The sequence below is a fragment of the Pseudomonas sp. PDM02 genome (genome assembly GCF_014852285.1).
Lineage (GTDB): Bacteria > Pseudomonadota > Gammaproteobacteria > Pseudomonadales > Pseudomonadaceae > Aquipseudomonas > Aquipseudomonas migulae.
This window is the reverse complement of sequence record NZ_JACVBL010000008.1, coordinates 141,705-154,773: the sequence shown is the minus strand read 5'-3', so window position 1 is coordinate 154,773 and position 13,069 is coordinate 141,705. Positions and strand designations below refer to the sequence as shown.

At 61.3% G+C, this 13,069-nt stretch carries 13 protein-coding genes; 7 read left to right on the top strand and 6 right to left on the bottom strand.

The genetic code is table 11. The features are described from left to right. Positions 1 to 268: 268 nt before the first annotated feature. The gene (locus IB245_RS15815) at positions 269 to 1,189 is read right to left on the bottom strand and encodes a histone deacetylase (protein ID WP_008031735.1); all 921 of its coding nucleotides are present in this window, start codon (positions 1,187 to 1,189) and stop codon (positions 269 to 271) included. An 87-nt stretch (positions 1,190 to 1,276) separates the two neighbouring features. Between IB245_RS15815 and IB245_RS15810 the strand changes: the two genes are divergently transcribed. The 3 genes from IB245_RS15810 (at position 1,277) to IB245_RS15800 (ending at position 3,412) form a co-directional block, all read left to right on the top strand. Beyond that, entirely contained in the window at positions 1,277 to 1,846 is a 570-nt protein-coding gene (locus tag IB245_RS15810) for a GNAT family N-acetyltransferase (protein ID WP_192228033.1), read from the top strand. Between the two features lie 106 nt (positions 1,847 to 1,952). Further along, positions 1,953 to 2,822 carry an acyl-CoA thioesterase II gene (gene tesB / locus IB245_RS15805; RefSeq protein ID WP_008031730.1) on the top strand — a complete coding sequence of 290 codons (870 nt, stop codon included), beginning with the start codon at positions 1,953 to 1,955 and terminating at the stop codon, positions 2,820 to 2,822. Next, complete coding sequence (locus IB245_RS15800; protein ID WP_008041913.1) at positions 2,819 to 3,412, top strand: HAD family hydrolase; 594 nt, start codon at positions 2,819 to 2,821, stop codon at positions 3,410 to 3,412. Before tesB ends, IB245_RS15800 begins: the two co-directional genes overlap by 4 nt. An 87-nt stretch (positions 3,413 to 3,499) precedes the next feature. On the opposite strand, the gene IB245_RS15795 is transcribed toward IB245_RS15800, so the two are convergent. The 4 genes from IB245_RS15795 to IB245_RS15780 all read right to left on the bottom strand — a co-directional run bounded on the left by IB245_RS15795 (position 3,500) and on the right by IB245_RS15780 (position 8,179). After that, positions 3,500 to 4,459: an alpha/beta hydrolase gene (locus IB245_RS15795; RefSeq protein WP_192228032.1), complete on the bottom strand. Its 960-nt coding sequence runs from the start codon at positions 4,457 to 4,459 to the stop codon at positions 3,500 to 3,502. Then, positions 4,460 to 5,353, bottom strand: a complete 894-nt coding sequence (locus tag IB245_RS15790; protein WP_192228031.1) for a neutral zinc metallopeptidase — start codon at positions 5,351 to 5,353, stop codon at positions 4,460 to 4,462. Between the two features lie 260 nt (positions 5,354 to 5,613). After that, positions 5,614 to 6,447 carry an aldo/keto reductase gene (locus IB245_RS15785; protein WP_192228030.1) on the bottom strand — a complete coding sequence of 278 codons (834 nt, stop codon included), beginning with the start codon at positions 6,445 to 6,447 and terminating at the stop codon, positions 5,614 to 5,616. Further along, positions 6,431 to 8,179 (bottom strand): FAD-dependent oxidoreductase, encoded by a 1,749-nt coding sequence (locus IB245_RS15780; RefSeq protein ID WP_192228029.1) that lies wholly within the window; start codon positions 8,177 to 8,179, stop codon positions 6,431 to 6,433. Before IB245_RS15780 ends, IB245_RS15785 begins: the two co-directional genes overlap by 17 nt. Positions 8,180 to 8,352: 173 nt before the next feature. Here IB245_RS15780 and IB245_RS15775 point away from each other — a divergent pair, with 173 nt between their 5' ends. From IB245_RS15775 to IB245_RS15760, 4 genes are all read left to right on the top strand, one after another. Then, positions 8,353 to 9,129, top strand: a complete 777-nt coding sequence (locus IB245_RS15775; protein WP_192228028.1) for an IclR family transcriptional regulator — start codon at positions 8,353 to 8,355, stop codon at positions 9,127 to 9,129. Between the two features lie 237 nt (positions 9,130 to 9,366). Then, the gene (locus IB245_RS15770; RefSeq protein WP_192228027.1) at positions 9,367 to 10,422 is read left to right on the top strand and encodes a Gfo/Idh/MocA family protein; all 1,056 of its coding nucleotides are present in this window, start codon (positions 9,367 to 9,369) and stop codon (positions 10,420 to 10,422) included. Between the two features lie 2 nt (positions 10,423 to 10,424). Continuing rightward, positions 10,425 to 11,240: a sugar phosphate isomerase/epimerase family protein gene (locus tag IB245_RS15765; RefSeq protein ID WP_192228026.1), complete on the top strand. Its 816-nt coding sequence runs from the start codon at positions 10,425 to 10,427 to the stop codon at positions 11,238 to 11,240. A 117-nt stretch (positions 11,241 to 11,357) separates the two neighbouring features. After that, a complete protein-coding gene (locus IB245_RS15760) occupies positions 11,358 to 12,236 on the top strand; it encodes a DMT family transporter (protein ID WP_192228025.1) in 879 nt (292 codons plus the stop codon). A 6-nt stretch (positions 12,237 to 12,242) separates the two neighbouring features. Here IB245_RS15760 and IB245_RS29390 read toward each other — a convergent pair whose 3' ends face one another. Next, complete coding sequence (locus IB245_RS29390; protein ID WP_412548043.1) at positions 12,243 to 13,031, bottom strand: methyl-accepting chemotaxis protein; 789 nt, start codon at positions 13,029 to 13,031, stop codon at positions 12,243 to 12,245. Between the last annotated feature and the right edge of the window lie 38 nt (positions 13,032 to 13,069).

Genomic DNA, 13,069 nt, shown 5'->3' with positions numbered 1-13,069 from the left:
GGTTCGGCGGAATAAGCCGGGCATTCTACCAGCCCAAATCCCTGTGGGAGCGAGCCTGCTCGCGAAAGCGGTGGTTCAGTCGACATCAATGTGACTGTTCAATCGCTTTCGCGAGCAGGCTCGCTCCCACAGGGGATTTATGTCGGGTTGAAGAGTTGGTTAAAAAACAACCACCCCTTTGCAGGCTATATGCAGCATGGCCTGTAGGCCCTTTCGCTCAGGTTATCCACAGGCAGTTCCACAGGCATTGTGGGTAAAGGCGCACACCTCAATGACAACCTGATGACGCCCACACCCGCTGCGCGCTGTGATGCAGGATGCCGTGACGCCGCGCCAACGCCTTGCGGTCCTTGCTGTAGCCGCCGCCAATCACCCCGACCACCGGAATATCCCGCCCGAGGCAATGGCGCATCACGCTTTCATCCCGAGCAGCCACGCCTTCGTCTGTCAGCTTCAGGTAACCGAGCGCGTCGTCCTTATGCACATCGACACCGGCGTCGTACAGCACCAGGTCCGGCTGGTAGAGCGGCAGCAAATAATTCAGCGCGTCGTCGACGACCTTCAGGTAATCCGCATCACCCATGCCCTTGGGCAACGGGATGTCCCAGTCACTTTCGGCCTTGCGTGCAGGAAAGTTCTTCTCGCAGTGCAGGGAAACGGTCACCGCGTCCGGGGTGTTGTGCAGAATCCGTGCAGTCCCGTCGCCCTGATGCACGTCGCAATCGAAGATCAGCACCCGATTCACACGACCGCTTTCCAGCAGGTAATGGCTGATCACCGCCAGGTCGTTAAAGATGCAGAACCCCGCCGGGTAGTCGTAATGCGCGTGATGCGTGCCGCCGGCCAAGTGACAGGCCAATCCATGTTCCAGCGCCTGTTCTGCCGCCAGTAGCGAACCGCCGACCGCCCGCACCGTGCGCCGGGCCAGGGCTTCGTTCCACGGCAGGCCGAGGCGCCGCTGGTCTTCGCGGGACAACTCGCCGCTCATGTAGCGTTCGATATAGGCAGCGTCATGTGCGAGGGCGAGAATTTCCGGCGGGCAGAGTTCCGGGCGCAGCAGGTCGGCGTCCCGGGTCAGCCCGCTGTCCACCAGGTGATCGCGCAGCAGGCGAAACTTGTCCATGGGGAAGCGGTGGTCCGCCGGGAACTCGGGGCTGTAGTCTTCGTGGTAAATCAATGGCAGCGGCATGACGGGCTTTTATGAGTACGGCGTGTAGGAATGAGTGAACGATCCTACCAGCGATGTAGACTTGCGGCATGGAAACGGAGGGGCACGATGGAGCCGATACTGGAACTCGAGAGCGCGCGACTGCTGTTGCGGCAGTGGCGTGACGAGGATTTGCCGGCGTTTGCGGCGATGTGCGCCGATCCACAGGTGATGCGTTATTTTCCGGCACCCTTGAGCCGACTGGAAAGTGCTTCGCTGATCGGGCGGATTCGTGGGCATTTCGCCGAGCATGGTTTTGGTCTCTGGGCGCTGGAGCGCAAGGACACCGGTGCATTCATCGGTTTTACCGGGCTCGGCGTGGTCGGTTTCGACGCGCCTTTCACGCCGGCCATCGAAATCGGCTGGCGCCTGGCCCGCGAACACTGGGGCTTGGGTTACGCCAGTGAGACAGCGTGGACCGCTCTGCGCTGCGGGTTTGACCGGGTAGCGCTGCAAGAAGTCGTGTCCTTCACCACGGAAACCAACACGCCATCGCAGAAAGTCATGCAGGCCATCGGTATGCACCATGATTCAGCCGGTGACTTCGACCACCCGAAACTCGCGGTCGATCATCCTCTGCGTCACCATGTGCTGTACCGCATCACCCGTGAACAATGGCTGCAAACCTTGCATGGATAAGACGGCCCGGACGTTTACAATGGCGCCAATGATGGCCCTGGCCGGAAACTGAATCGACCGCCGCAGCCAAGACTGCGCGGCATTGCGATGTGTGAGGAGAGTCTGAATGAGCCAAGTGTTGGATGATCTGGTCGATTTGCTGACCCTGGAACCGATCGAAGAAAACCTGTTCCGTGGCCGCAGCCAGGACCTGGGCTTTCGTCAGTTGTTCGGCGGCCAGGTGATCGGTCAGTCCCTGTCGGCGGCCAGCCAGACGGTCGAAGTCGCGCGTCATGTGCATTCGATGCACGGTTATTTCCTGCGTCCGGGCGATTCCACGTTGCCCGTGGTGTATCAGGTTGATCGGGTTCGCGACGGCGGCAGTTTCAGCACGCGTCGGGTCACGGCGATCCAGAAGGGCAACCCGATCTTCACGTGCAGCGCATCGTTCCAATATGACGAAAAAGGCTTCGAGCATCAGGGCCAGATGCCGACGGTGGTCGGGCCGGAAAACCTGCCCTCGGAACTGGAGCTGACCCATCAGCGCGCGCACCTGATCCCCGAGCACATGCGTGAAAAACTGCTGTGCCCGAAGCCGATCGAATTCCGCCCGGTCACCGAGAAAGATCCCTACAACCCGCAGCCATCCGATCCGGTCAAGTACGTCTGGTTTCGCGCCGACGGCGCGTTGGCCGACTCCCCGGCGCTGCACAAATACCTGCTGGCCTACGCGTCGGACTTCAATCTGCTGACCACCTCGATGTTGCCCCATGGCAAGTCGGTCTGGCAGAAAGACATGCAGGTCGCCAGCCTCGATCACGCGCTGTGGTTCCATGCGGATCTGCGTGCCGATGACTGGTTGCTGTACGCGATGGACAGCCCGTGGGCCGGCAATTCCCGTGGGTTCAGCCGTGGCAGCGTGTTCAATCGCGCCGGGCAACTGGTGGCGTCGGTCACTCAGGAAGGCCTGATCCGTCACCGCAAGGATTGGGCATGAGCCTGGCCGAGGTGCGGCACTGGGTGTTCGACATGGACGGCACCCTGACGGTGGCCGTGCATGACTTCGCGGCGATTCGCGTGGCGCTGGCGATCCCGGCCGAAGACGACATCCTGACCCACCTCGCCGCGCTGCCGGCGGCTGAAGCCGCGGCCAAACATGCATGGTTGCTGGAGCATGAACGGGATCTGGCGCTGGGTTCGAAACCGGCGCCGGGAGCTGTGGAACTGGTGCGCGAGTTGGCGGGGCGCGGTTATCGCTTGGGCATTCTTACGCGCAATGCTCGGGAGTTGGCGCATGTGACGCTGGAGGCCATTGGCCTGGCGGACTGCTTCGCGGTGGAGGATGTGCTGGGGCGTGATGAAGCGCCGCCCAAGCCGCACCCCGGTGGTTTGTTGAAATTGGCCGAGGCCTGGAACGTGCCGGCGAGCGAGATGGTGATGGTCGGTGATTACCGGTTTGATCTGGATTGCGGGCGGGCGGCGGGGGCGCGGACGGTGTTGGTGAATCTGCCGGATAACCCGTGGCCTGAGCTGACTGATTGGCATGCGGCGGATTGTGTGGCGTTGCGGGAAATGTTGTTGGCTTGAGGGACCCTTCGCGGGCAAGCCTCGCTCCTACAGAGTTACACGTAGGAGCGAGCGGTGCGGCGACCCGACTTGCCCGCGAAGGCGTCATCACTGCCCGAACAAAACCTTCTGTCCCTCAGGCGACGTAAACATCCCATCCCCGTTATGCCCAACCCCGGGCACTTCGATCAATTGCTGATTCAATCCTTGCGGATGGCTACGCTTCAAAAACTCAAAATAATTGCGTCCGCGAATCAATCGATTAGCGCCCTGGGCTTTCGCCTCACAACTTTTATCCAGCGCCGGATGGTTTGGATCAATGTCCTGCTGCCCCAGTAGATAAACGATGTCACGCTGAACGTAGTTTTCCTCCAGTTGCGCGGGCGTTTGTCCTTCGGCGTAAGCGGGCAAATCTGACAGGCCGTACTTCCAGCGATTGAACGCCGGGCAGCCGGCGTGACTGAACGCCACTGGCCGCCGCTCATCGAAATACGCGTAGGAAGACGGGTTGGCGATGACGTAGCGCACGTGCACGCCCGCCGCCTTGAGCTCCGGTTGATCGTGACTCAACAACGCATAACGTTGAACCACCTGAGCGCCGCCCGAGTGGCCCGCGATGACGACATCCTTCACGTCCGGAAACTGTCGACGATCGCCGAGCCGGGCGATGATCTGGTCGAGCGCCGCGTAGGAACTCAGCGCAAACGGAGCGGTGGATAAACCGCCGGCCATCCAGTCATTGCCTTGCCAACGCAACACGGTGTCGGCGACTGGATGGAGTGCTACGTCAGTTTCATTGAGAAATTGCGGAGCGATCACTAACGTGTTGGCGCTTTGCCCGGCTTGCTCTGCCGCCCGCTCCGCACTCTGGCGGTAGGTTTCAGCATTGCGCAACCGACCATGGATGATGATCAGCACACGTTCGATTTTCGCCGGCGCCGGGCCGATGCCCACCGCCATCTCACCTTCTTTCAACAAGAGTCGGCCGGGGCTGATCTCCTTGACCCCATGCTCGGCAGCCTGGGTACAGGTGCAAGTAAACAACAACATCAACAACCACTTTTTCATTTACAGATTTTTCGCCGCAAAGGTATCGCACTGGCCCACCTGGCCTTGCGCAAATCCGGTTTTGAACCAGCGCACCCTTTGCGCCGACGTGCCATGGGTAAACGAGTCCGGCACCACGCGACCCTGGCCTTGCTGCTGCAAGCGGTCGTCGCCGATGGCGTTGGCGGCATTCAAGGCTTCTTCGATGTCGCCCGGCTCCAGCCAGTTCAGGCGTTGCTGTGCATTGTTGGCCCAGACACCCGCGAGGCAATCCGCTTGCAGTTCCTGACGCACTAACAAACCACCGTCACCTTCCATTTGCCGGCCTTGCTGACGGGCTGCCTGAATTTTCGCGGAAACGCCGAGCAAGGTCTGAACATGGTGTCCGACTTCGTGAGCGATCACGTAGGCCTGAGCGAAATCACCCGCAGCGGCAAAGCGTTGCGACATTTCCTGGAAGAAACTCATGTCCAGGTAAACCTTCTGGTCTGCGGGGCAATAGAACGGCCCGGTCGCCGAGGTGGCCAGGCCGCACGCCGAGTTCACCCGGTTGCTGAACAGCACCAGCGTAGGATCTTTATACTGCTGGCCGGCCTGCTGGAAAATCTGGCCCCAGGTGTCTTCGGTGTCACCGAGGATCGAACGGACGAATTCCGCCCCTTCATCATTGGCTGGCGGTGCCTTGCGGGTTTGCGTCGGTGCCGGCGCCGATTGCTCGGTCATCTGCCCGGTGAGTTGGCCGAGGATCTGCAACGGGTCCTGGCCGGTGATCCAGCCGATCCCGACAATCAGAATGATCGCGGTCAGGCTCAGGCCCTTGCCGCCACCAAAACGCATCCCGCCGCCACCACCGCCGACATCATCACCACGGGCATCGACCACGTTGTCGCTGCGTCGGCCTTTTTTCCATAGCATGTGGGAATCCTCTGATTATCGTGGGGATGAGTGTTGCTGGTGAGTGGGAGCGGCGCCAGTCCGGTCGTCCGGCTTTTGTGCGGGCGGGAACATTACTGAGTGTATTGAACGTGGATAGCCCATCGAATTCCGTCAGGTGGTGGGTTTTTTATGACGTCAGGGCGAACGCCCGATGACTTGTAGGAGCCGGCTTGCTGGCGATAGCGTCCGTGAGATCGCCATCGCCGGCAAGCCAGCTCTTACAAAAAGCAGTTCTGTGCTTACCGGTCGAACGCATCCCACACTGGCGCAAAGTCAGGGCTGACCAGTCGTTCGCGTTTCGACAAACCGGCAATCAACGCCCGGTCTTCGTCATCGAGCTGGACGTCCAGCGAGGCCAGGTTGGCCAGTTGATTAGCCTCGCTGCTGGCCTTGGGGATCGCCGCAACGTTCGGTTGATCAAGCAGCCATTTGAGCGCCACTTGTGTTGGCAGAACCCCGTGTCTGGCGGCGATCTGCTGGATTTGCGGGATGTCCGAGACCTTGTTGCGGGCCAGCGGCGAGTAGGCCGTCAGTGCCAGGTCATGTTGACGGGCGTAGTCCAGCAGCGCGTTTTGTCCGAGCAACACGTGGTATTCAACCTGGATGGCTGACAGTGGCGCGCCCAGTTCTTCGACGACTTTGCGCAGCAGCGGCAGCGGAAAATTCGCCACGCCGATATTGCGCGCCAGGCCTTGCTCCTTGAATGACACCAGGGTTTCGATCGTGCGTGGCAGGTCCCAATCGGTGGTCGGCCAGTGGATCATGAACAGGTCAACGTAATCGCTGCGCAAGGCCTTGAGGCTGCGGTCCATGGAATGGCGCATGGCATCGGGTTGCAGTTGATCCCACCAGATTTTGGTGGTGACGTGGATCTGCTCGCGAGGCGTAGGACTGTTCACCAGCGCCTGACCGACGGCCTCTTCGTTGTTGTAGGCGGCAGCGGTGTCGATATGCCGATAACCCAACTTCAGCGCTTGTTCAACGGCTTGTGTGCATTCTTCGCCGAGCATCGGCCAGGTGCCGAGGCCGAGTTTGGGCATGTTCAAACCCTGTGCATTAACGATGCGCTGCATGGTCGATCTCCTGTTCGTAAGCAGTGATGCCGGCGATATGTCGCGCGGCGATGTAGCCGAACGTCAGCGCCGGGCCGAGATTAATGCCACCGGCGGGGTAATGCCCGCCCATGATGCTGGCCATGTCGCCGCCCGCGGCGTACAGCCCGGCGATGGCCTGGCCGGATTCGCCGAGGACCTGGGCGTGTTGATTGACCTTGAGCCCGGCGAAGGTGCCGAAGCAGCCGGGCTGGACCTTCACCGCGTAAAATGGCCCTTGCTCGATGGGCGCAACGCACGGGTTGGGTTGCTGCAAGGCGTCACCCTGTTTGCGGTTGTAAGGCGTCGAACCGCGGCCAAACAAGGGGTCTTCACCGTTGCGCGCATGCTGGTTGTAGTCCGCCACAGTGCTGCGCAAGCCGTTCGGGTCGATGCCGCAGGCGTGGGCCAATTCCTCGATCGTGTTGCCGGTTTTCAGATAGCCGCTGCGGATAAAGGATGACAACGGAACCGGAAACGGCCGAGAGATGCCCAGCCCATATCGGCGTTGAAAGCCATGGGCGCAAATCAGCCAGGAGGCAACCTCTTCGCCGGCAGGCGCAGCAGCGACCATGGCCGTTACATAGTCGTAGTAGCCGTTCGCTTCATTGACGAAGCGCTGGCCGTTGCTCAGTACGCCGATGATCCCCGGTTTGCCCCGCTCGATAATGTGCGGGAAGTGACCGATGCTGCCATCCCTGTGTGGCACTTGCGAGACCGGCGCCCACGCTACGGGAGAGGCCATGTCGGTGTTGACCCGGGCCCCGGCGCTTTCGCCCAGGCGCAAACCGTCACCGGCCACACCGAGGGGGGGCAGTGCCCAGTGTTCGTTGCCGGTCGGTGTGCGCGGGAACAGTGCCTTGCGCCGCTCGGTGTCATTGGCAAACCCACCGGCCGCGAGCACCACAGCCTTGCGTGCATGGATGCGGACCTTGCCCTTGGCGGTGCTCACCAGCGCGCCCTGGACCTTATCGCCTTCGCGAAGCAACTCGCTGACAGGCGCTGATTCCCAGAGCAGCACGCCAAGGTCTTCGGCAGATTTTGCCAGGCGTGCGACCAGCGCCACGCCGTTGACCAGCTGCATCGCCCGGCCATGCACAATCAGGTCGAGCAGGTGCCGGGTGAAGCGCCGGGTGACGTGCCACGCAGCAGGCACCGAACGGGTCAGGTTGAGAAACGCGGCCAGGTCCGCCCCTGCCATGATCGGCATGCCCATGAACGAAGTTTCCCGCATGGTTTTGCGAAGACGCCTCAGCAGCTTGCCGACCTTTCGCCCGTCATAGGGCGCAGCGATCACCGAACGTCCGCCCGTTCCGGCACCGGGCGTATCGCCATGTATGTCGGCGATGGCATTGCCATCGGCGAATTGCAGCGAGGTGTGCTGTTCGAAGAAGGCGACCATCCGTGGGCCCGCCTCAAGGAACGCATCGATCATTGCCGGTTCGTAGCGCTCACCGAGTTCATGCTTGAGATAGGTGCGCGGCAACTCGACGTCTTCGACGATGCCGGCGCGGCGGGCCAGAGGGTTGCAGGGCACCCAGGCCCAGCCGCCGGACCACGCCGTGGCTCCGCCGAATACCGGGTCTTTCTCCACCACGATGACTTTCAATCCGTGCCATGCAGCGGTGACCGCTGCCGATAACCCGGCTGCACCGGAGCCGACGACCAATACATCGCAGTCGATGTCTGGAGAGCTGTGGGATTCGGCAGGCATTGTTTAAAACTCCGGTGCGTATTTTTAGAATTTGATTCCAGAAAATATAGCGATGTGAATCCGCTCGGCAACCACTCAGCCGATAAAACGGGCGGTTACCGAACAAGCAGTTCCAGATTTCGCATTAAGCGGTTTGTCTTCTAGAATCGGGCAAATTTCAGGCGGAACCTTCCATGGCCGGCAGTCAGATCGAACGTGTTTTCAGCGTGCTGGAAAGCCTCACCAGTGACCCTCGCGGCCTGCCGATGCAGACGCTGGCAGAGCAACTGGACATCCCTAAAAGCGCGACTCATCGCTTGCTCGCCGAGCTGATTCGGCTGGGTTACGTGCGGCAGAATCCGGATAACCTGCGCTATCACTTGTCGACCAAACTGGTGGCCATGGGGTTCCGTTATCTGTCGGGAAGCGGCGCCGATATCGTGCAGCCAGTGCTTGATCGCCTGGCCCAGGAAACCGGCGAACTGGTGCGCCTCGGGGTCATCGAGGGCGAGCGTCAAACCTGGATCGCCAAGTCCCAGGGCGCCCGCTCCGGCCTGCGTTATGACCCGGACATGGGCCGTGATGCGCCGCTGTTTTACACGGCGTCGGGCCATGCGTGGCTGGCGTGCATGAGTGACGCTGAAGCGTTGTCGCTGGTGGAACGCCAGGGCGGCGAGCGGCCAAAAGACCTGGGGCCGAACGCGCCGCGTTCCAACATTGAATTGCTCGAGCGCCTGCGACTGGCGCGGGAGCAGGGCTACGCCTGGGTCGAAGAGAGTTCGGCGGTGGGCACTTCGGCGATTGCGGCGGTGGTGCGTCACCCGAGCGATGGGCGAGTGATCGGGGTGCTGAGCATTGCTGGGCCGAGCGCGCGGATGCCGGGGACGCGGCTGCACGAGTTGGCGCCGTTGTTGTTGAGATTTGCCGAAGAGTTGTCGGCGGCGAGTCTCGCGTCAGAATTCTTCAGTTAACCACCGCCGCACAGGAAACCCTGTGGGAGCGGGCTTGCTCGCGAATGCGGTCTATCAGCGCATAAATGCTGCGACTGACACACCGCATTCGCGAGCAAGCCCGCTCCCACATGGATCTTTGTTCGCCGGAAAGTTGTGCGTTGTTCGCACGCTTTCGTGAATCGCTTGTGTAAGAATCTGGAACCAGGTTCTAAATTGTTGAGGGTCAATCAACAATAATCACAAGAGGACCGCACCATGACTTCGCCCGTTCGCATCGCTCTGATCGGTGCCGGCAACATGGGCCAGCAGCATTACCGGCATCTGCACACCCTGAGGGACGCGACCCTGTGCGCGGTAGCTGATCCTGGCCCGCAAGCGGCAGGCCTCGCCGCCGAATGGGGCGTGGGGTATTTCGCCGATCACCGTCAGATGCTGGAGCAGGTGAAGCCGGACGCGGTCATCGTGGCCAACCCGAACACGCTGCACGTCAGCACCGCGCTCGATTGCCTGGCTGCCGGCGTGCCGGTCCTGCTGGAAAAACCGGTCGGCGTGCACCTGGATGAGGCGCGCGAGTTGGTGGCCGCCTCGAAAGCCACCGGCGTCCCGGTGCTGGTCGGCCATCATCGTCGGCACAATCCACTGATCGTCCGTGCCCGCGAACTGGTGCAAAGCGGTGCTTTGGGACGGCTGACGACGGTGACCGCGCTCTGGCAGTTGCGCAAACCCGACAGTTATTTCGAAACGCCGTGGCGCCGCGAACCAGGCGCGGGAATGTTGCTGACCAACCTGATCCATGACCTCGATCTGCTGCGCCATCTGTGCGGCGAAGTGCGGCAGGTTCAAGCGATCACCAGCAATGCCGTGCGCGGGTTTGCCAACGAGGATTGTGCGGCGGTGTTGCTGCAATTCGACAACGGCGCTCTGGGCAGCCTGACCGGTTCCGACGCGGTGGCGGCGCCCTGGAGTTGGGAGCTGGATTCCGGGGAGAACCCGGTGTATCCGCGTCAGGCGGATCAGCCGTGTTACTTGTTGGCCGGTACCGGCGGCGCGTTGAGCATTCCGCAACTCAAGCGCTGGCATTACGCCGACGCTGATGGGGGATGGCATCAACCCTTGTTGCCGATGCAGGAAAGCGTCAGCGCCGATGAAGCCCTGGGTTTGCAGTTGCAGCATTTCGTGCGCGTGGTGCATCGGGAAGTCGAACCGTTGGTCAGCTCTGCCGATGCGGCACGCACACTGGCGTTGATCGAAGCCATCCGCGAAGCCGCCGAAACCGGTCGCGCCTGCACCCCCGTGGTGATCGAGGAATGAACATGAATGAACGGATCTTTTCCCTGGCCAGTCTGACGGTACTGGAATTGTCACCGCCGCAGATGGTGGACGTCGCGGCACGTGCCGGGTACAGCCACGTGGGACTGCGCCTTGAGCCGGCGACACCCGAAGAACATCACTTTGCGCTGGTAGCCGATGTCGGTTTGCGGCGTGAGACGCTGGCGCGGCTGCGCGACACCGGTATTCGTGTGCTGGATGTTGAAATCCTGCGTCTTAAACCGGACACCGTTGTCGCTGACTTCGAGAAAATTCTGGCAGTCGGTGCGGAGTTTGGTGCCAGTGAATTGCTGGTGGCGGGTAACGATTCTGACGAGCAGCGGCTGACGGAAAACTTCGCCCGGCTCTGTGATCTGGCGGCGTCTTACGGACTGCACCCGCACCTGGAGTTCATGCCCTGGACTGATGCGCGCAATCTTGAACAAGCGGTGCGCATTGTCGAAAACGCTGATCGTGAAAACGGCGCGGTATTGGTTGATGCTTTCCATTTCGACCGCTCGGGTTCTCGGCTGGAAGATCTGGCCAAAGTCGCCCCGTCACGGTTACGGTATGCGCAGTTGTGCGATGTGGCGGGGCCGCGACCGACGGACATGGCGGAGATTTTGCGTCAGGCCCGCAACGAGCGACGTTTTCCAGGGGATGGCGATTGTGATCTGGCGGGGTTGTTGCAGTGTTTGCCGGCCGATATTCCGCTAAGCCTGGAGATTCCAACGGTGAAGTTGTTGGAGCAGGGCGTGAGCGGGTTGCAACGGGCGCAGATGGGGCTGGATAAGGCCCGGGAATTGTTGGCAAGAATCTAGAAGGTGCTGCGCACCTGTTCGCGGGCAAGCCACGCTCCTACAGGGTTTTCCATTGCTTTTGTAGGAGCGAGGCTCGCCCGCGAAGCTTTTGACTTTCGAAGTAAAAAAGGATCCCCAATGACCGTCAGCACCCCGCTCTCCGGCGTAAACCAACCCTTCAAAGGGATTTTGCTGATCGTCTTCGCCACCTTTCTCTTCTCCAGCCACGACGCCTTGTCGAAATACCTTTCGGGGTTCTACCCGATTGTCATGGTGGTCTGGGCCCGGTATGTGGTTCACACCTTGTTGATGGCAGGGATTTTTCTGCCGCAATCCGGGCTGCGAGTCCTACGCACCAAACGACCGTTGCTGCAGTTGCTGAGGGCGTTGTGCCTGTTGGGCACCAGTCTGTTTTTCACCACCGGCTTGCAGTACATCCCGTTGGCCGAAGCCACCGCGGTCAACTTTCTTGCGCCGGTCCTGGTGACTGCGCTGTCGGTGCCGCTGCTGCGTGAGCGCGTCACCCGTGGCCAATGGATCGCGGTGATTTGCGGATTTGTCGGCGTATTGATCATCGTCCACCCCGGCGGTGATCTGTTTACGCCAGCGGTGCTGCTGCCGCTCTGCTCGGCGCTGTTTTTCTGCTTCTATCAATTGCTCACCCGCAAGCTCAGCAGCGTCGACAGCCCGACCACCAGCAACTTTTTCGCCGGGTTGTGCAACACCCTGGTGATGAGTGCGCTGGTGCCGTTCTTCTGGCAAGTGCCGAGCCTTGGGCATGGATTGATGATGGTGGCGCTGGGGGCATGCGGGATGACGGCGCACTTGTTTCTGACTCAGGCATTCCGCTACGCCGCCCCTGCGCTGTTGGCGCCGTTCGGCTATTGCCAGATTGTCTTCGCCGGCTTGCTCGGCTGGTTGCTGTTTTCCCACACGCCGACCCTGACCACGGTGGTCGGGATCGCGGTGATTTGTTGCAGCGGTTTGGCGGCGGCCTGGCAGCAAAGCCGTCGCTGAACAGGGTCAGAATCTGAAGCGCACCACCAGGTTTTGCAGGCCGGTCGCCAGTTGCGACAATTCCTGGCTGGTGGCGCTGGTCCGGGTCGAGGCGTCGGCACTTTCCAGCGACAGGTCGCGGATGTTCAGCAAATTGCGATCCACCTCGCGGGCCACTTGCGCCTGTTCCTCTGACGCGCTGGCGATCACCAGATTACGTTCATGGATCTGCTCCATGGCCCGGGTGATTTCTGCCAGTGCCAGACCAGCCTGTTCGGCAATCGACAAGGTATCGGCGACGCGCTGACTGTTGTCGTGCATCGACAGCACCACGCTGTCGGTATCGCCCCGCACCCGGCCAATCATCTGTTCGATTTCGCGGGTCGATTGCTGGGTGCGATGAGCCAGCGCCCGTACTTCATCGGCCACCACTGCAAACCCACGCCCGGCTTCCCCGGCGCGGGCGGCCTCGATGGCGGCATTGAGCGCGAGCAGGTTGGTCTGTTCGGCGATGGCGCGGATCACGTCCAGCACCTTGCCGATTTCCCGGGATTGCTCGGCCAGCGTCTGCACCTGTTGCAGAGCGAGGCCGGCATTGCTGCTCATCGCCTGAATCGAATCCAGTGTCTCAATGACCCGCGTCTGGCCCTGGTTGGCTTGCTGCGTGGACAGGCGAGTGCTGTCGGAAGTCGACACCGCGTTACGTGCGACTTCTTCCACCGCGACCGTCATCTCGTTGACGGCCGTGGCGGCTTGTTCGATTTCATTGTGTTGCTGTTGCAGCCGAGCGGAATCCTGCCGAGTGTTCTGATTCATCTGCTGCGCAGCCGCCGCCAATTGCGTCGAGGTGCCGC